Origin of the sequence: Chitinophaga rupis (assembly GCF_900109685.1) — a bacterium.
Classification (GTDB): Bacteria; Bacteroidota; Bacteroidia; order Chitinophagales; family Chitinophagaceae; genus Chitinophaga; species Chitinophaga rupis.
In genome coordinates this window covers 822,889-842,823 of the sequence record NZ_FOBB01000002.1, presented here as the reverse complement: position 1 = coordinate 842,823, position 19,935 = coordinate 822,889, and the positions used below count along the sequence as shown (strand labels likewise).

Below are 19,935 nucleotides of genomic sequence, written 5' to 3'. Positions count from 1 at the left end.
TTGCAGTTTCCGGGTGACTGGTTTTGTGATTGCTTTTGTGCGGTTGCCGCCTAGTTTTTGGGCGATTGCCCGCAGCGATTTATGCGATTGCCCGGGAGAGTTTTGTGCGGTTGTTAGGTGAGGTTTTGTGCGATTGCTTGCAGCTCCAACTACGGACTGCGCCCGCCTGTTTGAATGGCTATGATGCGGAGAAAGACATATCAACGCTGTAATACTATGGAGCTTTATCAAGCCGGTGGCGGCGGGCAAGGTCCTTCGTTTGGACCTGCAAGCGATTACGCACAATGAAGCCCTATACCTCCATGTCATAATCCCCCCTTTAAATGTCGTATTTTAACCCCTTCCGGTTTGCTTGCGCATTGTAAGTTTGCATCATCATCCAAACTAAAACTTACAACTATGATCAACAATCAGGCAGCTTACCAGGAATATACAAGCACATACAGAGAGCTGTTACAGCTCCTGTCGGCCTTTTCACAGGAGCAGCTGAATACCGTGCCGTTTGAAGGCAGCTGGACGGCCGCACAGGTAGGACAACATTTATTACAAGGCACTATTGCTGATGCTGTAGACGGGCCAGGCGTACCTACGCAGCGGGCGCCCGATGAAAAGAAAGCCATCATTGAAGGTATTTTCCTGGACTTTACCACTAAGCTGCAATCACCGGATTTTGTATTGCCGGAGGCAAAAGAGTACGATAAACAAAACCTGCTGCATGCAATGGAAGCCACGGTTAGCCGCACGGAGAAGGCCATCCAAACGCAGGACCTGTCTATGACCTATGCTGAATTTGACTTTCCGCAGGTAGGCCCGCTTACCCGGCTGGAATGGGTTTGCTTTGGCGTAGCGCATGCGAAAAGGCATATACGGCAGCTGAGGAATATTTATGAGCATGTGGCGGAGAGTGTAAAGCATAAAGCGCAAAGCATAAAGCATAAAGCGGAAGGCTGAATGCTGAACGCTGATTGCGTTTTGTACTTTGCGTTTTGCGTTCAGTATTTAGCATTTAGCATGGGGCAAAATGTAGGAAGCGTTCGGCGTTCAGCGTTCAGCATTCAGCGTTCCTTAGTGGACACCAGCTGTGCATTTCCGGACATATGTAGCGCAATATTACATTGAGGATCAATCACTTTTCACTTTGGCACCATCTTGCTGAAGTAGGTGTATGCGACACTTACTCCTTACTGTTATCATTACCGTTATGATGGGCTTTATAACAATGTGCTGTAAAGCCCAGGGTATACTCCCCGATTCAATACGCACCCAGCTGAAAATAAATGTAGCAGGCTTTATGGACCGGTACCATTCGCCCGGTATAGCCGTAGCCGTTATACATGACCAGGACATTATTTATAGCGAAGCCCTGGGTTATGTGGATGTGGAAAATAAAATACCCTCCACCATTGATACAAAGTACCCGATACTATCCGTAAGCAAAACATTTACCGCTACTATGCTTATGCAACTGAAAGCCAAACAGGTGGTACGGCTGGATGATGATGTGCGTAAATACCTGCCGGAATACAAGCATGCTGCTACCCTGCTGCAGCTGGCTACGCACACAAGCGGCCTGCCCCGCAACACCCAGGCCGATCTTGCTTTTATGCAAAGTATAGACCGGTGGATAATGGGGGCATCAAAAGACACTGCTATTATTGCCAGCACCCGACAGGCCATGCTGCAGTCTTTACCCTTTATTACAACAGAATACCCGGCATATGATCTGCTGTCGTATAGCGACCGGCATTATTCTAACCTGGGTTACAGCATGCTGGGTTTTGCATTGGAAAGGGCCGCTAAAACAGCCTATACTACCTATGTGAAACAGCATATTATGCAACCCCTGGGTATGCGCAGCAGCGGCTTTTTGCAGGATGCTGATAACCCAAAAGTGGCTGCCGGCTATCATTATAACGATAGTACGAAATCAGTGACCCGGACACCGGTGTTTGTGCCGAATTCTGCTATGCCGGCAGGCGGCGTTTATTCAACAGCCAGGGACCTGGCGAAGTACATCAGCTTCCAGTTCCGGGATGATGCGGCGGCCAATCAAATATTACCGGCTACGGATAAGGCCATGATGCGGGCCTTTAATATTGGCTGGAAACCCGCCTACCCTTTTGTGATGCATGAAGGCGCAATGCTGGGTTACCGTTGCGAGGTCTTTTTTAGCCCGGCGTTAAAACTGGGCTGGGTAATACTAACCAACGTAAGCGACTTTGAGTTTAACCGGATAAATGCAATATTTAGCCAGCTGCTAACACCGGTTTTCAATAAAAAAGCGGATACAGACCTGCGTAAATATACAGGTACTTACAAGCTGGCAGGTGGTGCTGGTAGTCTTGATATTAGTATAAGGAACGGTCAGCTGTATTCCACTTACCTGGCGGAGCTGGGTAATGTGCCTTTGACGCCTACGGGCGATAACCATTTCCAGGTAAAGGTTCCCGGCACCTCATTCAGCCTGGGGTACGATTTTATTACAAATGCGGTTTCGCAGAAAATGATCCTGAACCTGGATCAGTTCATGTGGGTAAAGGAATAATGATCCCAGGCTGCTTTGGCTATCTCTGAAATAATACGCTGATTAGTGGCTTCATCTTCCTTTGAATCAGATACAAATACGGCCATGGCTATATGTTTTCCATTGGGCAGGGTAATAATACCTATGTCGTTGAATGCGGCGGTAAGGTGCTGATCGTTGGTATCGGAGGTGCCGGATTTGTGAGCTACATCTGTATCAGCAGGTAACAGGCCTTTCAGGCGGTTGCTTTTAACGCCAGTAGCCATGAGCTGCCAGAGTAATGCTTTACTGTTCTCAGAAAGGATATTCCCGGTCTGAAACTTTTGCAGCAGCTGCGTAGCTGCGATGGGGGTAGTCCAGTTATTATACTGCACATCCCAGGCAGCGTGCATTTGTGCTTCATTAGCCACAATATTAATGTCTTTAACCCCCAGGGCGTGTATGTAATTGTTCAGGGCTGCCGGTCCGCCCACTAAGCCAAATAAAATATCACAGCCGTTATTATCGCTCTGGGATACGGTATAGCTTAACAGCTCCTTTATGGTAAGATCAAATTCAGGTGCGGTGTGCTCGTCCCGCAAGGGGCTCCAGGATTTTTTTGCAAGCGATGATTGTTTGATGTGAATGCGTTGGCTGAGGGACAGCTTGCCCTGGTCAGCTTTGTGCAATACCAGCAATGCCAGGTGAAATTTAAATACGCTTTGCATGGGGTAATGGTGAGCGGCATTAATGGAAAGGGTGTCCTTATCTTCTATGGCCAGCATAGAAATGCCGATGTGTGCTTGTTTTCCGGCAATAATGGCTTCCATTTTCTGCCGGAGCGCGGGCAGCTGGGCATGGGTGGTGCAAGAGAAAGCGATAAAAATCAGGAGAATGAATACGCGTAATGGCATGGTAAAGTTTATGAGGTGTTGAAGGTAAAAAAATTAATTCATCCGGCTTTTAAACTTGTGCTTATGTAATTTCCCTCTTTCTGCATCTCTATATCATGAAGATTATAATTGCAGGTTTATTGATCATGTTCATTTCAGGGTGCACCAAATTTCCCAGGACAATAAATATCTATAATTTTCAACATTTTACATTGCTGGATACCATTTACCAGGAGCCGGCAACCTACCGGCAATACGATAAAGACGACGGTGGATACCCCATCTACTATATTGGTAAAATACAGGATACCATAGGTATTGGTGATAGGTATCTGCCCTGGAAGAATAAGCTGCCAAAAGATCGGTTGTGGGATACCAGTGTCAGGTTCTTTTCACCAGAAAAGATGACCATGCATGTAGATACCTCTGTTAAAACCTGTATTGAAGGAACATATGGCAATGACAGGGATTCTATTCTGAACACGCATGCCTACCTGTTGTGCATACATAATGTATCCGACACGGCTCTTTGGCTTGGAAAAGATCTTTCCCTGGCTTATTTATACAGGGAGGTTCAAAACAAAAGAGGGATATGGGTTAAAATAGAGAAAATGCCCAGCGAGATGGATATTTGCGGAACCAGCCAGCGCTATGTTATTCTTAACCCAGATGAGATCATTCTTGCCAAGGTTATACGATATAAGGGAGATATTCCTGCAAAATGCAGGTTAGTCATGAAACGCTTCAACCAAATTGTATATTCCAATGTTTTTGTTGACCAGGTAGAAAGGTCATTATTGGATTAAGTAGCACCTCATCATCATATAACTCAAACTCATTATAAGTAACCCCTGTTAAATCATTATTATCTTATGTCCGGCTATGAACCGGGATTATACTCCACATATTGTACAAGTCTTTACCTCCTATATGCTTATATTACAACCTGGTTATTAATAAACTTATCTGCTCAGCGCGGTTTTACAACATTCTGTTTCTGGAATGTTGTTTGTTTAACAGTACCGCGTAGCGGGTTAAGAAACCAGCGGAAAGGGCTTGTGCATATGATAAATGGCCAATTATTAATAGATAAATACCAGCTATGGGGTCCACTGAACGATCAGAGCAACCGGTTATTACCAAGGGCATTGATAAGTTTTTCCTGAATTTTTATGACATACTCAAGTTCGTACTCCGGTTTTTTAAGGAGATGTTCACGCCTCCCTATGAAGGGCGGGAGTTTGTACGGCAGTGTTATTATATAGGGAATAAATCATTGCTGCTGATCACGCTCACCGGGTTTATAACGGGGCTGGTGTTCACCAAACAATCCAGGCCATCGCTGGCGGAGTTTGGGGCTACCTCCTGGCTGCCATCGCTGATCTCCATTGCGGTAATACGCGCTTTGGCGCCGTTGGTTACTGCCCTGATCTGTGCGGGTAAGGTGGGTTCCAGCATTGGCGCGGAGCTGGCTTCCATGAAAGTAACGGAGCAGATCGATGCCATGGAGGTATCGGCCATCAATCCTTTTAAATACCTGGTGGTAACCCGGGTAATGGCCTGTATGCTCTGTGTGCCGCTGTTAATGGCCTATACGGGCCTGGTGGCCATGACCGGATCCTACTTGGATATTCACCTGAATGAGCAAACCAGCCTGGCCATCTTTGTTCAGAATGCATTTGAGAAAATTTCGTTCCTGGATTTTTTCTCCTCGTTCATTAAAACGCTGTTCTACGGCTTTACCATTGGAATTGTGAGCTGCTACCAGGGCTATCATGCCACGCAGGGTACGCAGGGTGTGGGTAAAGCGGCTAATGTGAGCGTGGTAATATCCATGTTCCTGATATTTATAGAAGAGATCATTATTGTTCAGGTAATAAATATGTTACGCTAGCTATATGAAACCATTTACGCCGGAAATACACTGGGATGAAACGGTGATCTCTATCAGGGACCTGTATAAATCTTTTGGACAGAACCATGTGCTGCGGGGCGTTAACCTGGACCTGCACCGGGGCGAGAACATTGTAGTGCTGGGCCGTTCCGGTACTGGTAAATCAGTTTTGATAAAGATCATTTCTGCGTTGCTCTATCCGGATTCGGGTACGGTGAATGTGCTGGGCCTGGAAGTGGAAACCCTTAAACATGATGAGCTGCGGGATCTGCGCCTGAAAATTGGTTTTTGCTTTCAGAACGGGGCTTTGTATGATAGTATGACGGTGGGCGAAAATCTCGCGTTCCCTCTGAGGCGTAATATGCCGCATATGAGCAAACGGGAAAGGGATGAACGTATTGCCACAGTGCTGGAAGCTGTGGGCCTTTCGCAAACAATAAACCAGATGCCGGCGGAGCTGTCCGGCGGGCAGCGCAAACGCATCGGCATAGGACGTACCCTGATATTGCGGCCGGAGATCATGCTATATGATGAACCCACCGCCGGGCTGGATCCGATCACCTGCACAGATATCAATAACCTGATCAACGAAGTGCAGAAACGGTTCAAGACCAGCTCCATTATTATTACGCACGACCTGGCCTGTGCAAAAGCCACGGGCGATAAAATTGCCGTTATGAAGGAAGGCCGGTTCATTAAAGAGGGCAGTTTTGAAGAAGTATTCAGCGACAATGATGAGCTGATACGTGAATTTTACGATTATAACTTTATACAATAGCTTATGAAAGAAACTAGCAGATCAAGAGCCGTTAAAGTAGGTATATTCAGCTTCCTGGGCCTGCTGATCTTTGCCCTGGCCGTACTGGTACTGGGCGGACAACGGAAATCCTTTATGTCATCTGTAGAAGTAAAAGCAATTTTCCATGATGTGGGCGGTCTTGCCAAAGGCAATAACGTTTGGTATTCCGGCGTAAAAGTAGGTATGATCAAAAAGATCTCCTTCATACAGCATGACCAGATCGAAGTGCTGATGAATATTGACAAGAACTCCCGCCAGTTTATTCATAAGGATGTAAAAGCCAAGGTAAGCACCGATGGTCTGGTGGGTAACAAGATCATTGCGCTAAGCGGCGGCAGCGGCCGTACGCCGGTAATTGAGGATGGGGATGTGATTGGCGTGGCATCCAGCATCAGCACAGATGAAATACTGGATACCCTGCAGGTGAACAATAAGAACCTGGTGCAGATAACCGGCAGCCTGGCCAAACTGGCCCAGCAGCTCTCCGAAGGTCACGGCACCCTGGGTAAGCTGCTGAACGACAGCACCGTGTACGATAACCTGAACACTACCATGGCCAAGCTGGGCACCAGCGCTAACAATGCGCAGCGCCTTACCAGTAACCTGGCCGGCTATACGGCAAAACTGCAAAACCCGGGCACACTGGCTAATGACCTGGTAACGGATACGGTTATATTTCAACGCCTGCGTAATACCGCTACCGGCCTGGATACCATTTCCCGCAGGGCTAATGATGTAGTGTCCAACCTGCAGAGCGCCAGCAACAGCATCAGCACTAAGCTAAACAGCAGTGAATCACCGGCAGGTGTGCTGCTGAACGATGACAGCGCCGCGCACGACCTGCAGCTGACCCTAAAGAACCTGGCCAACAGCACCGGCAAGCTGGATACCAATATGGAAGCTGTACGGCATAACTTTTTACTGCGCGGTTATTTCCGCCGGCAGGAGAAACAGAAGAAGAAAGAGCAGAAAGAGCTGGAGAAAAAGGCAGAACAGGCGAGAAAAGATAGTTTGAAGGCGCTGGGACAGTAATTAATAATGAAGAATTAAGAATTAATATAGGGGATGTATCAGATGTGATACATCCCTTTTTTTATGAAATGTTGTATTGAGATTACACCGTGATCATTCCAATCTTAAACTCTTTACGGGGTTCATTAACGCGGCCTTAATACCCTGGTAGCTGACGGTTAACAGGGTTATGGCAATGGCTCCCAGGCCGGTAACGGCAAAGATCCACCACGACATTGGCGCGCGGTACTGGTAATGCTGCAGCCAGGCGCTCATACCATAATAGGCTACGGGTACCGCTATACAAAAGGCAATCATCACCAGCACTACAAAATCCTTACTTAAAAGGCTCCATAAATTAAATACAGAGGCGCCCATTACCTTGCGCACGCCTATTTCCTTGAAACGCTGCTCTGCCATAAAAGCGGCCATACCAAACAGCCCCAGGCAGCTGATAAAAATGGCCAGGATGGCAAAGCAGGTAGCCAGCTTGCCAATGCGCTCTTCTGCATTGAACTTGCGGGCATACTGCTCATCGGCAAACTTGTAGGTAAAAGGCATTGCGGGTGCATAGGTTTTGCAAACAGCGGCTATTTTATCAACCGCCGTATGTGCGCTTACGTTAGGGCTGATACGGAAATTCACATACCCGAAATCCTCAGGGGTTATATAAAAAATAGTTTGTTTCACGGGTTCGTAGGGCGACTGCATAACCATATCCTTAATTACACCAATAATGTGGTAATCCCTGTTCCTGAACCGCACGATCTCCCCTACCGGATCATTCAGCCCCATGTATTTTACGGCGGCTTCGTTAACGATCAGCGAAGTGGAATCCGTGAGCAGCTGCCTGGAAAAATCACGGCCTGCTGCAAACTGCCAGCCTATGGTTTTGCCATACTCAGAGGTTACGCGGATGTTGGCAAAATTATCTGTCATAGCCGGATCTTTTCCTTTCCATTCCAGGCCCCCACGGTAGTTATTAACGCCGGTAGCGGGGCTGGATGATTCTGATACGGCTGTTATAGCACCGGATCTCAGCAGATCGGCGCGTACGGCTTCAAAATGGTTATGCAGATCGTTGGTTGCAGTTTCTATGGTGATCAACCCCTCACGGCTATAGCCCACCGGGCGGTTCTGTGCAAAACGGATCTGCTTAAATACCATGATAGTACCGATGATCAATATCACCGACACTGCAAACTGCACTACCACCAGCACCTTACGCGGTATGGCAGCCAGGCGGCCGGCCCTGAAAGTACCTTTTAATACTTTTACCGGCTGAAAAGAGGAAAGGTATAAAGCCGGATAGCTGCCGGCCAGCAAACCGGTTAACAGAGCGAATCCAATGCAGCTGCCCCAGAACCAGGGACTGCTCCATAAGATATGCATATCCTTATCCGCTATATTATTAAAGAATGGTAAAACCAGCACTACCAGCAGCAGAGCCAGTACAAAGGCCAGAATAGCCGTTAACATGGATTCACAATAGAACTGATAAATAAGCTGCGCCCTGAAAGAACCAATGGCTTTGCGGATGCCTACTTCTTTTGCCCGTTTTTCGGAGCGCGCGGTTTGCAGGTTCATAAAATTAATACAAGCCAGCAATAGCACTGCAATGCCAATAATGCCGAAAAGCCACACGTATTGTATGGCGCCGCCTACGTTCACCCCATCTTTAAACTCCATATACAGGTGCCATCTGGACATAGGCTGCAGGAAAAGCTCCGGCTTGGCCAGCGCATTGGCCCGCCCTGCCCTTTCTGCTTTGATGTTCCTTATTTTGGCCGATACCTTTGCCAGATCTGCATGATCTGCTACCTGCACATACATTTGCAGGAAATCGTCGTTCCAGTCAGCAGCAGCCCTGTTCACGATCCAGTCTTCCGAAGTGGCGAAATAATCCCAGGGCGCCATAAAAGCTACATCGTGCAGCGTGGTGTTGCGGGGCAGATCTTCATACACACCGCCTACCAAAAAAGTAACCTTATTATCCAGCTTCACTACTTTGCCCATGGGGTCTGCATCACCAAACAAAGCTTTTGCCACGGTTTGGGAAAGCAGCATAGAGGAAGGGCCTTTTAATGCGTTACGCGTGCCTTTAAGCATGCGGAGGGAAAACATTTCAGGGGCATCTGCACTGATATAATTACCGGCATAAGTGATCTTATTATCACCGGCGGATAAAATATGATCCCAGGTGAGGGTTGACATAACGATGTACTTAAAATCGCTGCCATAGCTTTCACGCATGGCGGCATTCAGCGGCATGGGAATTACCCCGCCTGTGCTTACCTTACCATCCAGCGTTTTCTGCTGCATTACCTGCGCAATGCGGTTATAGTTCTGATGGTACTTATTAAAAGAAAGCTCGTTCCACACCCATAAACCGATGAGCATGGCTACTGCCATACCTACTGACAGCCCGCCGATGTTAATAAATGCATGTGTTTTGTTCTTACGCAGGTAACGCAGCGCAATCTTCAGGTAAGTGTTAAGCATAGCGGTGTTATATGAGTAAAGGGAAATGCTGGCTGGAAATCCAAAAAAAATGCCTGAAAGCTAGTTAGCTATGAATCAGGCATTTATATGAAGGCGGAAGAAAAGGATTGTTCATTATCGGACAAGGGCTGTCCGGTAATTATACATGCTTAACGCCGAATGCTTAACGCTAAACGCTTAATGCATTTCCGGGATTATTTCTATAAATTGATATAACATTTAACAACAGCAGGCTATGGATAGTGAAAACAGCATCGTTCCCTCTGCTACCAGCTATTGGCTTACACGCTTTGTTATACTTCGTATGCTTGGGTTGGTTTATGCGGTAGCTTTCCTGGTGGCCATTAACCAGCTTGTTCCTTTAATTGGCACTGACGGATTGCTGCCCCTGAACCATTACCTGGACCGGGTAAGCGCTGCATTTGGATCAAGCAGCGCAGGCTTCCGGCACCTGCCTTCCATTTTCTGGTACTGGCATTCTAATACTGCGCTGTTAACAGTGGCCTGGGCGGGGTTCATACTTTCCTGCATAGTAGCAGCCGGTTACGCAAATGCCATCCTGCTTGCCCTGCTGTGGGCCTTTTATCTTTCCATTGTGCATGTAGGGCAGGAATGGTATGGATATGGCTGGGAGATCCAGCTTGCTGAAACCGGCTTTCTCTCCATTTTTCTTTGCCCGCTGCTTGACCTGCGCCCCTTTCCGCGTACGGCGCCTCCCCTGCCTGTTCTCATTTTATTCCGCTGGCTCATTTGCCGTATTATGCTGGGATCGGGGCTGATCAAGTTCCGGGGCGATGAAATATGGCGCAATGGCACAGCGCTCTACCATCATTTTGAAACACAACCCATTCCGGGTCCCTTAAGCCGCTGGTTTCATTTTCTGCCGCATGCTGCGCTAAAGATGGGCGTATGGCTTAACTGGCTGGCAGAAATTGCCGCGCCCCTGTTTGTATTCGGGCCACGCATAGCCCGGCATATTGCCGGGGTAGTGATCGTTTTATTCCAGGTGAATATTATACTCAGCGGCAACCTTTCTTTCTTAAACTGGCTTACTATTATTCCTGCACTGGCTTGTTTTGATGATGGCTTCTGGTCAAAGATCCTGCCCCGGGTGCTGGTGCGTAAAGCGGAAGCTGCCGCCGCCAGGGCCGTAACATCCAAACCCATGTCCGTTACTACATGGATCGTTACTGCCGTTGTTGCACTGCTCAGTATTCAGCCGGCCCTGAACCTGCTGTCGCCCGGGCAGGTGATGAACAGCTCTTACGATCCGCTTGCGCTGGTAAATACCTATGGGGCCTTTGGATCAGTGGGCCAGGAGCGTTTGAATGTGGTATTTGAAGGTACTACCGACGAGTATCCCGATGATAAAGCCAGCTGGAAGCCCTACATCTACAAAGGCCTGCCGGTAGCACTTAATAAACAGCCGCCACAAATAGCGCCCTACCAGCTGCGCCTGGACTGGCAAATGTGGTTTGCTGCCATGTCATCGCCAAACGAGTATCCGTGGACGTTACACCTGGTATGGAAGCTGCTGCATAACAATCCAGGCGCTGTAAGCTTATTTGCCAGCAATCCCTTTCCTGTTAAGCCGCCCAGGTTTATCCGCGCCGTGTTATACCGCTATAGTTTTGCCAGGCCTGGCAATGCCGGCGGCCTTTGGTGGAACCGCGAGCGTGTGGGTGAATGGATACCGGCGTTGTCTGTAGAAGATCCGCGGCTGATCGCATTTTTAAAGGGACAGGGATGGATGGAATGATAAAGACTTCGCCTTATCAATATCAGCGCTACGGTACAACGCTTCAGGGATCTGCGCCAGGGTGGAATCATGCACCTGCTCCCCTAACCCATAGAACTGCTGGAAGCTCATGATGAGCGGGCGCCATTTATCCGGGTCTACACGGTTGGTAGTGCCCTCCATTAAGATACTATCATGAATGTGTACACGCTGTATGCGTAGCTCAATGGTTACAATACGTCCTTTTTGCAACGGTTCATCATCGCCTACACCATGTACGGCTGCTACTTTGGCTTCTATATGCACGGGGCATTCCAGCACGCGGGGTGGTGCTATGGTTTCGGAAGCGATGGGTGTAAGGCCGGCGGTTTCAAATTTGGCGGGTTCATAACGGTAACCCTTTTTCAGCTTGCCCTCCGGCACAGGATTGCTGCCCGTGGTACGGGCCAGCCGGTTCACCGCAGCTACCTGCTGTACGGAGGGAAGGTTTAACACGCATTCCCCGGTTCGTATAATGTTCTGCGTAGTTTTGGATGGCGCGGCCAAACCCAGTATACAACGCCATCCCAGCCAGAAGGCAGAGGACATAGGCGCCAGGTTGGCGCTGCCGTCTTCATTCTGGGTGCTGATCAAAACTACCGGTGTGCCGAAGTATAAAATAGCGGGATCTGTGCTGAGGTGCATATACATTTGTTTTGTTTACCCTACAAATGTAGTGGTGCACCTCGGTCGGGAAAACCCGGTTCTTGCGGAATGTCTTAGAACGGCGGTACTTCTATTTCCTGCAACAGCGGCTCCAGCGCTGCCAGGGATGCCTGCAGGTCTTTTTCCAGCCGGGCTTTTTTGCTGAGCGTAAATAACAGCCGGCTCAGGGGATCTTTGCGTATGTAGTAAGACAGCGTGAAACGGGTGGTATGCTCATCCATCTTTTCCATAAAGAAATGAAGGGAGCTTTTTTTATTTGCATCGGTTTCAGTGAGCACAATACTTTCATCCGGGTTATAGGCAAAGCTGCTAACGTATACCATACGCTCGCCTTTTTCCAGCTCATAACGGTACCGGTTGCCGATGCCGGGTAGCTTATGGTCTACATCATGTACGGCTTTTATTCCTTTTTGCCAGCGATGACGGAACTCCGGGTGACAGGCGGTGTAGAACAGGTTCTTAATATTAGTATGATAAACCTTGCTGACAGCCACCGTTTTTACCTGCTGCGCCAGCTCCGGGCTGGCCGGGTAGTCTGGCGGGATCTGGTCCTTCAGATAGCTTAGCTGTGTGTAATGGAATGGGATGCTGCCCGTTTCCGTTTGTTTGGCGCTCTGGCTCCATTGCATCCATTCTGCCAAACCCGTGGGTGGTGCGCCGGGCAGCAGGCTGTCGGTTACCAGCCAGTATTCATGCTGTTCAATATCGTTCTTCAATAGCTGGTGGGCAACAATAATATCCTTTCCAATGAGCTTACTGAAGTTCTTAACGTTATAGCTGGTAAATTCCCCGTAATGGGTAATTACTTTCAGGGACAGGCTAACGGCGGATACGCAGGCTTTGCACTGGCATAAACGGCGGTATTCATAAGCAATGAGGTGGCGGTGAAACTCGCAGAACATCCGCTCTACCTGCTTGTAAATAGCTTCCAGCTGTAGCGGTGCGCCGAATTTATAGAACAGGATGGCGTCTCCTTCTATTTCAGAAATTTCCAGTCCTACCTGGTTGGCGTTGATGAGGATCTCCAGGAGGTCCTGGATGATATAACGGCTGTGTTCAATTTCCGTTTCGGTGACAAACCGGGTGAAGCCGCTTATATCCGGAATAAATAGCAGCCCTTTGTTTTCCATTTTTCTTTTAAAGTTAGTATAAATAGTTTTTTTGTGGCGAAAGGGTTTTGGGTGCTTGAAAAGTTTGGGAGGACTTGCGGTGCAAGGCAGGTACTGCACCACATTCCCTATCATTTGTTAACCAAATAATTTTATTAATTTAAACGGCTATAAAAACATCTAAAGGATAAAGCTTCAATTAACTCTAAATGAAAGTCAGTGACGTATCATTCCTAAAACCGCTCCTTCCGGTTATTCTATTTTTTACTTATTTCCCAAATAATCTAAAAGCGCAGCCATTAACACCGAAAGATAATGGATTAAAAGAGATTACACTTAAAGACCCCAAACTGGGTTTAATACGATTTTATGTTGACACAGAAAATATTAAGAAAAGGGCGCCTTTATTCATTGAAGTTAACGGCAGCGGAGGGCTGCCCTTGTGTATTTATATAAAAGGAAAGGGATTTAGCACCCTGTCCAATACTTTTAACGCTTCCGTTATAGCAGCGACAAAAAAGAACTTCCATTATATCATATTGGGAAAGCCAGGGACCCCATTTTGCGACACCATCAATACGAATGATGACATAAAACATTATGACCAGCATTCTTTAATTCAAAACTATAAATATTCTAAAGAATATACGGCGAGACTGAGCCTGGATTGGCGTGTTAAGGCAACGAAGAGGGTTTTAACCTATATGCTGCAACACAACTTCTGGGACGGCACCAGGATCGTAGCGTACGGCTATTCTGAAGGAGGACAGGTAGTGCCTGCGTTAGCAGTTGCTGATAAAAGAGTTACACATGTTGTATCGATTGTTGGAAGTGGGTTAAACCAGTTCTATGATGAGATTATGGCCTGGAGGATTAAGGCGGCAAAAGGTGAAATAACGCAGCAACAAGCCCAGGATAGCATTGAGGCTAACTTAAAAGAGATTAAAGAAATTTACCGGCATCCGGAAAATACAACAATGGAATATGCGGGTCATTCTTATAAAAGATGGGCAAGCTTTGGCAAAAATCCGCCTTTCGAAGAACTACGAAAGCTAAACATACCTATTTTCATGATTGCAGGCACGGCAGACAGCAGCTCACCTGTTTATGGCTTAGATTATGTGGAGCTTGATTTCATCAGGCTTGGCAAAACAAATTTAACTTATTCCCCATGCGTTGGCTGCGATCACTATCTTAACAGCACTGAAAATGGCAAAGTGATAAATCATGGAGATTACTACCTGGCGAAAATCCTGAAGTGGTTAGGACAATAGCATTTTTGTCCTGATAATGTGTGAAATCCCAATTGTAAAAATGGGAAAACCGGCGTATTTTGCCAATAATCAGCCTACACCCATGCCACAGCATAAGCAAACAGCACCGATCATTATCTATAATACGTTATATGATCAGTACGTAGCGCAGGGCTTGCCCCTGGGTAACCTGAACGAGCATACGCAGTTTAATATTCATAGCCTGAAGGGTGTTCTTACCAACCTGCCTTTTCAGTCGGAAGTATATAAACCTAACTTCTTTTCCTTTGTTTTTGTTAAGGATGCCAATGGCCAGTACACCACCGACGATCATGTATTTAAGACGGAGCCTAACATGATCTACTTCACCAATCCCGGTCATTATAAATCACATTACTGGGAACGGCTGGGAGAAGTGTACCTGGTAACGCTGAGCGAAAGCTTCCTGAAAGAGAATGTGCACCCGCGCATTTTTGAGGAGTTTTCTTTCCTGCTGTCAGAAACCGTACAACCGCGGGTTGTAGGCCCGGAGATCTATGCGGAGTTTGAGCAGCTGTATCTACAGGTGGAGCAGGCCTACCTGTCTGATTCGCCCTATAAGAACAGGATCATCGGCAACCTGTTTGTGGTGATCTTATTAAAGGTGAAGGAATATTTCTGGGAAGATTATAACCCTATTTATGAGGGTAACCGCAGCTCACAGATCGTAAAGGATTTTAAACGAATGCTGGAACAGCACTACCGCGACCTGCGTAACGGCAAAACGGAAAAGGTGTTCCGTGTACAGGACTATGCAGATGCCCAGCACCTGCACCCCAACTATTTAAGTAACGTTATTAAAACTAAAACAGGCAAAACCATCAGCACCTGGATCACGGAAAAAACCATTGCAGAAGCCAAATCCCTGCTGCAGCATTCCGCCACGCCTATTAAGGAAATCGCCTACCAGCTGGGCTTTGCGGAGAGCACCCATTTCAGTAACTACTTTAAGAAATATACCGACCTCTCCCCTGTTCTGTACCGAAAACAATTCGGGCAACCGGCATCCTAGAATTATTTTTGCTAATCAGCTAAACTATTATATTACTAACGGATTGAATTTATTAATCATTTAAAAATTCCCGTTATGAAAACCCACGCCCTGTTTGCAGGCATATATGCCTGCCTGTTATGCTGCAGCTGCGGAAAAAATAATGAGAGCGCCGCTGAACGCTCCGTTAACCAAAAGCTATCCGCAGTTTCCGCCACCGCTGTTAATGCCGACATTACGGATTACACCATTTACACCTTTTCCTGCGTAGCCGGGGGCAAGTACATGGAAGTTACCGGCTTCCCTACCTACAATGAAAAGTATGACGATCAGCGTAAAATCACCCAATACGCCAGCTCTGTTTCAGATGGCGTAATTGATGGCTGGCAACGCTGGCATATTATTTACAAAACCACGGTAAATAATACCCGGTATTATCATATCCGCAATGTATTCAGTGGTAAGCTGCTGGATGTGCCGGGCGGCTCAAAAGTATCCGGTACGCAGCTGCAGCAATACTTTGAGTTTCCGCTGCTGAGCGATGAGCAGCTCTGGAGCATTGAGCCTGCGGCTACTACAGGCGCCTTCCGTATTATTAATAAAGGCAGCGGTATGGCTCTTACCAATGCAGGATCATCCACCACCGATGGCACTCCTATTACCCAGGAAACGGCCGGTACCGGCACTAACCAGCAATGGATCTTAACCGCCCGGGAGGCCGATACTTACCGGGACGACCGGGTAGTACGCTTCTTTAACCGGAACAGCAGCTCCATGGGATCAGTAGCTTTTGATGAAGGCACCAGCATTCCATTGAGCAATGGCAAAGTGTTATGGGTAACCCAGGATGCCTGGGATGGCGCATCCCTGCAGCCCAATGGTAAATTCAGCTGCAATTCTTTTTTCAGCTATGGCAATTCTATCCTGATACAACCGTCTGCCGGCAACTGGGATGCCGCTTCCACTCCCAATATGACCCGGGATTCCAGCGCACAGGGGCGTCCTAAACAAATATGCGACATTCAGCCCGGTAATAGCTTTGCATGGCCCGGCCCGGGGGTAGAAATCGGTAACCATGTATACATCCAGTGCGGGGAAGGTTCCGGCTTAAGCCTCAGCGATCAGTCGTTATATGATCTTACAGAAAACACCGGCACCAAATGGCAGGTAAAACGTACCACACCGGCGGGTATGTCGGGGCAAAACGCTATCAACTATTCCTCGGGCATGGTAAAAGCAGCGGATGGCTATGTATATGTTTTTGGCGCACAGGCTACCGGTTTTGGTTATACGAACAATGTACATGTGGCCCGCTTCCCCGTAAGCAACCCGCAATCATGGACGTTCTGGAACGGCGCAGCCTGGGTTAGCAGCCCTGTTACCGGCGACGGCGCACGCATTACCGATGCGCTGGGCACCGCTGCTGTTGCCTATGTAAATGGGAAGTATGTAATGGTAACCATGGACCAGGGCTTTAACTGTGATAACAGCCGTAATATTTATACAGCCACTGCCACCAGCCCCACGGGCCCGTTCAGCGTTCGTAAACAGGTGTACACCATTAAAGAATATTTGTATGGTAATTATGCCCGGTATTATACCCCGGCAATACATCCTGAATCTGTGAACGGACGTAATGAGCTGCTGGTAACCTACTGCCTGAACTTCTCTGCCTGCGGGGTGGAAGATTGTGTAGATGGCTACCTGGACCCCTATTTTTATAGAGTGAAAGGCATAAGGGTGCCTTATGGGAAGATTGGGTTGTAATGCATTAAGCTTTTAGCTTTTGGCCTACCTTAGAATTTTGTACCTAATAGTGTAATATTTGCACTTTTAGGGTGCGTGTATCATAGACCTTTGTATTGTCAACAACGAATAATTGTAAACAATAAAAACAAAGTAATATGAGCACGCTAACCAACAAAATTGCATTAGTAACCGGCGCATCCAGGGGTATTGGCGCTACGGTTGCCCGTCACCTGGCTGCTGCCGGTGCTAAAGTTGTGATCAACTATGCCGGCGGTAAAGAAGCTGCCGACCAGCTGGTAAATGAAATAAAAGAAAAAGGCGGCGATGCTATTGCCGTACAGGCGGATGTAAGTAAATCTGCCGATGTAAAAAACCTGTTTGATACCGCTATCGCCCATTATGGCAAAATAGATATACTGGTGAACAATGCCGGCATCATGATCACCAAACTGCTGAAAGACACTACAGATGAAGATTTCAGCCGCCAGTTCGACATTAATGTCAAAGGCGTTTTTAACACCCTGCGTGAAGCCGCTACCCGCCTGGCCGATAACGGCAGCGTTATTAACTTCTCCTCTACCACCACCCGTGTAATGATGCCTACTTACGGTACCTATGTTGGCACCAAAGCAGCGGTAGAACAGTTCACCCGCATCTTTGCCAAAGAAGTAGGCAGCCGTGGTATTAATGTGAACACCGTATCTCCCGGCCCCACCAACACAGAGCTTTTCACCAAAGGTAAATCCGATGAGCTGATAGGCCGTCTGGCCAGCCTCTCCCCCTTTAACCGCATTGGCGAACCGGAAGATACTGCCCGCGTAGTAGTATTCCTGGCCAGCGATGATGCCAAATGGGTGAATGCGCAGAATATTGGCGCAAATGGAGGAATGGCGTGAACCTAATTACGAATTGGTCAATTACGCCCCCGCCCAAAGCGGCGCACGGCCTGCCCCGCCTAGCGGGGAATGCCATTGAAAGTAAATTATGAATGTGAATAATTACGAATTGGGTTGAGCGAAAAGGATGTTAGTTATGTGATTAGCAAGTATGCATTGAGTACAAATATTAATTAACAATTACCATAAAACTGAACTATATATGAACAGCTTAAAAAATAAAGTAGCCTTAATTACAGGATCTGCAAGGGGATTGGGTAAAGCCATTGCAGAAAGATATGCAGCGCTGGGCGCAGATATTGTGATCAATTATTCGCGCGATAAGGCTTCAGCAGACGAAGTGGTGAGCAATATTACAGCCATGGGCGCTAAAGTAATAGCCGTGCAGGCCGATGTGAGCAAAGTAGCTGAGCTGGAAAAACTGTTTGCGGAAACTAAAAAAGCCTTTGGCAAAATAGATATTGTGGTGGCCAATGCTGGTATTGAAATGGTGGAAGTGCCGGTAACCGATTTTACGGAAGAACAGTTTGACCGCGTATTTTCCATCAACACCAAAGGATCTTACTTTACGCTGCAACAGGCAGCCCGTAACGTGGAAGATAACGGCCGCATTATTTACATTGCATCCAGCACCACCTCCTTCCCCGTGCCCGGTATGGCGGTATACGGCGGCAGTAAAACCACGCCCCGCTACCTGGTGGATATTCTTTCCAAAGAAATAGGACACAGAGGTGTAACCGTTAACTCTATTATTCCTTTTGCGGTAGATCATTCCGGCATCTTCGTAGATCCTGAAAGCTACCCTGCGCTGCGCAAACAGCTGCTGGACAGCTGCCCCATGGGCCGCCTGGCTGAAGTGGAAGATGTGGCTAATGTAGCGGAGTTCTTTGCCAGCGACCTGTCTTCTTTTGTGAATGGGCAGCATTTGTTGGTGAATGGAGGGGCGACTAATTAAGCAGAAAGGGGAAAGCAAAAAGCAGAAAGCTTAATGCAGCGAAGATCGGGGGTGGATTGGCTTTTTGCTTTTACCTTTATGCTTTCAGCTTTATGCCTTGTGCCTTGTGCCTTGTGCTTTATGCTTTTTGCTTTCACCTTTACACAACCTTTATGCTTTCTGCTTTACGCTTTCTGCTCATTCTCACAGTCGTATTCATGGGCTTAAAACAAGGCTGGGCTATGTTAACGGTACAGCCTAATATGTTACAGCTTTTTGGTAAATGGCATTTCAGCAGAACAGGTATTATGATCACCGGGGGCGTTACCCTCATCAGCGCAGTGCTGATATTGTTTCCCAGAACTTTTGTATGGGGTAACTTCCTGATGGCGGCTTCTATTTTAATGATCACCTGTTTTCATTTATGGGATAAGGACCTGAAGGGCGTAGCCATTGAGCTGCCCTTCCTGTTACTGAACCTGGTGATCATTTTCCTGCAACACCCCCTGGGTAAACCACACTGATCATGCAAACATTAATTTATGTGACCTTGCTGGGCCTATTATGGGCTCACCCTCAAAAACAAGATACTATGCAAACGGATAAACTCAGCAACACTACCGTAAAACAAGCCATTAACGCCTTACAGGCTGGGGATAAAAAAGCCTGGTTTGCTGCATTTACAGCAGATGCAGCCCTGTATGATGATGGTAATAAAATAAACTTCCACACTTTCTGGGAAAAAGCGTTGGGCCATGAACGTTTTACCAGCATTGATAAGGTAGAAAATAACGGGCTGGATGTGTACGGCCATTTTCACAGCGATCAATGGGGCGATTTTAAAACGTATATGAAATTCCATCTACAGGCGGATGGAAAAATTAACCGGCTGGATATTGGACAAGCCAGCTATTAAACC

General features: G+C 47.4%; 18 protein-coding genes. 14 read left to right on the top strand and 4 right to left on the bottom strand.

Annotated features, from left to right (window positions below; genetic code table 11):
• The first annotated feature begins 399 nt into the window (after positions 1 to 399).
• Positions 400 to 951 carry a DinB family protein gene (locus BMZ54_RS10510; RefSeq protein ID WP_089910309.1) on the top strand — a complete coding sequence of 184 codons (552 nt, stop codon included), beginning with the start codon at positions 400 to 402 and terminating at the stop codon, positions 949 to 951.
• A 214-nt stretch (positions 952 to 1,165) separates the two neighbouring features.
• On the top strand, positions 1,166 to 2,545 hold the full coding sequence (locus tag BMZ54_RS10505; protein WP_089910306.1) for a serine hydrolase domain-containing protein: 1,380 nt from the start codon (positions 1,166 to 1,168) through the stop codon (positions 2,543 to 2,545).
• Here the strand turns inward: BMZ54_RS10505 and bla are convergent.
• On the bottom strand, positions 2,521 to 3,417 hold the full coding sequence (gene bla, locus BMZ54_RS10500) for a class A beta-lactamase, subclass A2 (protein ID WP_089910303.1): 897 nt from the start codon (positions 3,415 to 3,417) through the stop codon (positions 2,521 to 2,523). The genes BMZ54_RS10505 and bla overlap by 25 nt on opposite strands.
• A 95-nt stretch (positions 3,418 to 3,512) precedes the next feature.
• On the opposite strand from bla, the gene BMZ54_RS10495 reads away from it, so the two are divergent.
• From BMZ54_RS10495 to BMZ54_RS10480, 4 genes are all read left to right on the top strand, one after another.
• Positions 3,513 to 4,202, top strand: coding sequence for a hypothetical protein (locus tag BMZ54_RS10495; protein ID WP_089910294.1), 690 nt, complete (start codon positions 3,513 to 3,515; stop codon positions 4,200 to 4,202).
• 296 nt (positions 4,203 to 4,498) lie between these two features.
• Positions 4,499 to 5,290 (top strand): MlaE family ABC transporter permease, encoded by a 792-nt coding sequence (locus tag BMZ54_RS10490; RefSeq protein ID WP_089910291.1) that lies wholly within the window; start codon positions 4,499 to 4,501, stop codon positions 5,288 to 5,290.
• Between the two features lie 4 nt (positions 5,291 to 5,294).
• A complete protein-coding gene (locus tag BMZ54_RS10485; RefSeq protein ID WP_089910288.1) occupies positions 5,295 to 6,068 on the top strand; it encodes an ABC transporter ATP-binding protein in 774 nt (257 codons plus the stop codon).
• Positions 6,069 to 6,071: 3 nt separating this feature from the next.
• Positions 6,072 to 7,121, top strand: coding sequence for an MlaD family protein (locus BMZ54_RS10480; RefSeq protein WP_089910285.1), 1,050 nt, complete (start codon positions 6,072 to 6,074; stop codon positions 7,119 to 7,121).
• 93 nt (positions 7,122 to 7,214) lie between these two features.
• Here the strand turns inward: BMZ54_RS10480 and BMZ54_RS10475 are convergent, their stop codons facing one another.
• Positions 7,215 to 9,602 (bottom strand): ABC transporter permease, encoded by a 2,388-nt coding sequence (locus BMZ54_RS10475; RefSeq protein ID WP_089910282.1) that lies wholly within the window; start codon positions 9,600 to 9,602, stop codon positions 7,215 to 7,217.
• Between the two features lie 235 nt (positions 9,603 to 9,837).
• Between BMZ54_RS10475 and BMZ54_RS10470 the strand changes: the two genes are divergently transcribed.
• Positions 9,838 to 11,361: a lipase maturation factor family protein gene (locus BMZ54_RS10470; protein WP_089910279.1), complete on the top strand. Its 1,524-nt coding sequence runs from the start codon at positions 9,838 to 9,840 to the stop codon at positions 11,359 to 11,361.
• On the opposite strand, the gene BMZ54_RS10465 is transcribed toward BMZ54_RS10470, so the two are convergent.
• Positions 11,335 to 12,024: a flavin reductase family protein gene (locus tag BMZ54_RS10465; RefSeq protein ID WP_089911908.1), complete on the bottom strand. Its 690-nt coding sequence runs from the start codon at positions 12,022 to 12,024 to the stop codon at positions 11,335 to 11,337. The genes BMZ54_RS10470 and BMZ54_RS10465 overlap by 27 nt on opposite strands.
• A gap of 74 nt (positions 12,025 to 12,098) precedes the next feature.
• Positions 12,099 to 13,175, bottom strand: a complete 1,077-nt coding sequence (locus tag BMZ54_RS10460) for a DUF2652 domain-containing protein (RefSeq protein ID WP_089911905.1) — start codon at positions 13,173 to 13,175, stop codon at positions 12,099 to 12,101.
• Positions 13,176 to 13,363: 188 nt separating this feature from the next.
• Here BMZ54_RS10460 and BMZ54_RS10455 point away from each other — a divergent pair, with 188 nt between their 5' ends.
• The 7 genes from BMZ54_RS10455 (at position 13,364) to BMZ54_RS10425 (ending at position 19,932) form a co-directional block, all read left to right on the top strand.
• Positions 13,364 to 14,428 (top strand): acyl-CoA thioester hydrolase/BAAT C-terminal domain-containing protein, encoded by a 1,065-nt coding sequence (locus tag BMZ54_RS10455; protein WP_089910276.1) that lies wholly within the window; start codon positions 13,364 to 13,366, stop codon positions 14,426 to 14,428.
• 40 nt (positions 14,429 to 14,468) lie between these two features.
• A complete protein-coding gene (locus BMZ54_RS10450; RefSeq protein ID WP_238386546.1) occupies positions 14,469 to 15,458 on the top strand; it encodes a helix-turn-helix domain-containing protein in 990 nt (329 codons plus the stop codon).
• A gap of 75 nt (positions 15,459 to 15,533) precedes the next feature.
• Positions 15,534 to 17,204: an RICIN domain-containing protein gene (locus tag BMZ54_RS10445; protein WP_089910273.1), complete on the top strand. Its 1,671-nt coding sequence runs from the start codon at positions 15,534 to 15,536 to the stop codon at positions 17,202 to 17,204.
• 137 nt (positions 17,205 to 17,341) lie between these two features.
• The gene (locus BMZ54_RS10440) at positions 17,342 to 18,082 is read left to right on the top strand and encodes an SDR family oxidoreductase (RefSeq protein WP_089910270.1); all 741 of its coding nucleotides are present in this window, start codon (positions 17,342 to 17,344) and stop codon (positions 18,080 to 18,082) included.
• A 202-nt stretch (positions 18,083 to 18,284) separates the two neighbouring features.
• Positions 18,285 to 19,037 carry an SDR family oxidoreductase gene (locus BMZ54_RS10435; RefSeq protein ID WP_089910267.1) on the top strand — a complete coding sequence of 251 codons (753 nt, stop codon included), beginning with the start codon at positions 18,285 to 18,287 and terminating at the stop codon, positions 19,035 to 19,037.
• 152 nt (positions 19,038 to 19,189) lie between these two features.
• Entirely contained in the window at positions 19,190 to 19,540 is a 351-nt protein-coding gene (locus BMZ54_RS10430) for a DoxX family protein (RefSeq protein WP_089910264.1), read from the top strand.
• A gap of 68 nt (positions 19,541 to 19,608) precedes the next feature.
• On the top strand, positions 19,609 to 19,932 hold the full coding sequence (locus BMZ54_RS10425) for a hypothetical protein (RefSeq protein ID WP_089911899.1): 324 nt from the start codon (positions 19,609 to 19,611) through the stop codon (positions 19,930 to 19,932).
• The last annotated feature ends 3 nt before the right edge of the window (positions 19,933 to 19,935 follow it).

What these genes read in the sequence shown, in the direction of transcription:
- BMZ54_RS10435 (WP_089910267.1), top strand. Translation starts at nt 18,285, where the DNA reads ATGAACAGCTTAAAAAATAAAGTAGCCTTAATTACAGGATCTGCAAGG.
- BMZ54_RS10480 (WP_089910285.1), top strand. Translation starts at nt 6,072, where the DNA reads ATGAAAGAAACTAGCAGATCAAGAGCCGTTAAAGTAGGTATATTCAGC.
- BMZ54_RS10430 (WP_089910264.1), top strand. Translation starts at nt 19,190, where the DNA reads ATGCTTTCTGCTTTACGCTTTCTGCTCATTCTCACAGTCGTATTCATG.
- BMZ54_RS10505 (WP_089910306.1), top strand. Translation starts at nt 1,166, where the DNA reads ATGCGACACTTACTCCTTACTGTTATCATTACCGTTATGATGGGCTTT.
- BMZ54_RS10470 (WP_089910279.1), top strand. Translation starts at nt 9,838, where the DNA reads ATGGATAGTGAAAACAGCATCGTTCCCTCTGCTACCAGCTATTGGCTT.
- BMZ54_RS10445 (WP_089910273.1), top strand. Translation starts at nt 15,534, where the DNA reads ATGAAAACCCACGCCCTGTTTGCAGGCATATATGCCTGCCTGTTATGC.
- BMZ54_RS10490 (WP_089910291.1), top strand. Translation starts at nt 4,499, where the DNA reads ATGGGGTCCACTGAACGATCAGAGCAACCGGTTATTACCAAGGGCATT.
- BMZ54_RS10440 (WP_089910270.1), top strand. Translation starts at nt 17,342, where the DNA reads ATGAGCACGCTAACCAACAAAATTGCATTAGTAACCGGCGCATCCAGG.
- BMZ54_RS10450 (WP_238386546.1), top strand. Translation starts at nt 14,469, where the DNA reads ATGGGAAAACCGGCGTATTTTGCCAATAATCAGCCTACACCCATGCCA.
- BMZ54_RS10460 (WP_089911905.1), bottom strand. Translation starts at nt 13,175, where the DNA reads ATGGAAAACAAAGGGCTGCTATTTATTCCGGATATAAGCGGCTTCACC.
- BMZ54_RS10465 (WP_089911908.1), bottom strand. Translation starts at nt 12,024, where the DNA reads ATGCACCTCAGCACAGATCCCGCTATTTTATACTTCGGCACACCGGTA.
- BMZ54_RS10495 (WP_089910294.1), top strand. Translation starts at nt 3,513, where the DNA reads ATGAAGATTATAATTGCAGGTTTATTGATCATGTTCATTTCAGGGTGC.
- bla (WP_089910303.1), bottom strand. Translation starts at nt 3,417, where the DNA reads ATGCCATTACGCGTATTCATTCTCCTGATTTTTATCGCTTTCTCTTGC.
- BMZ54_RS10425 (WP_089911899.1), top strand. Translation starts at nt 19,609, where the DNA reads ATGCAAACGGATAAACTCAGCAACACTACCGTAAAACAAGCCATTAAC.
- BMZ54_RS10455 (WP_089910276.1), top strand. Translation starts at nt 13,364, where the DNA reads ATGAAAGTCAGTGACGTATCATTCCTAAAACCGCTCCTTCCGGTTATT.
- BMZ54_RS10475 (WP_089910282.1), bottom strand. Translation starts at nt 9,602, where the DNA reads ATGCTTAACACTTACCTGAAGATTGCGCTGCGTTACCTGCGTAAGAAC.
- BMZ54_RS10510 (WP_089910309.1), top strand. Translation starts at nt 400, where the DNA reads ATGATCAACAATCAGGCAGCTTACCAGGAATATACAAGCACATACAGA.
- BMZ54_RS10485 (WP_089910288.1), top strand. Translation starts at nt 5,295, where the DNA reads ATGAAACCATTTACGCCGGAAATACACTGGGATGAAACGGTGATCTCT.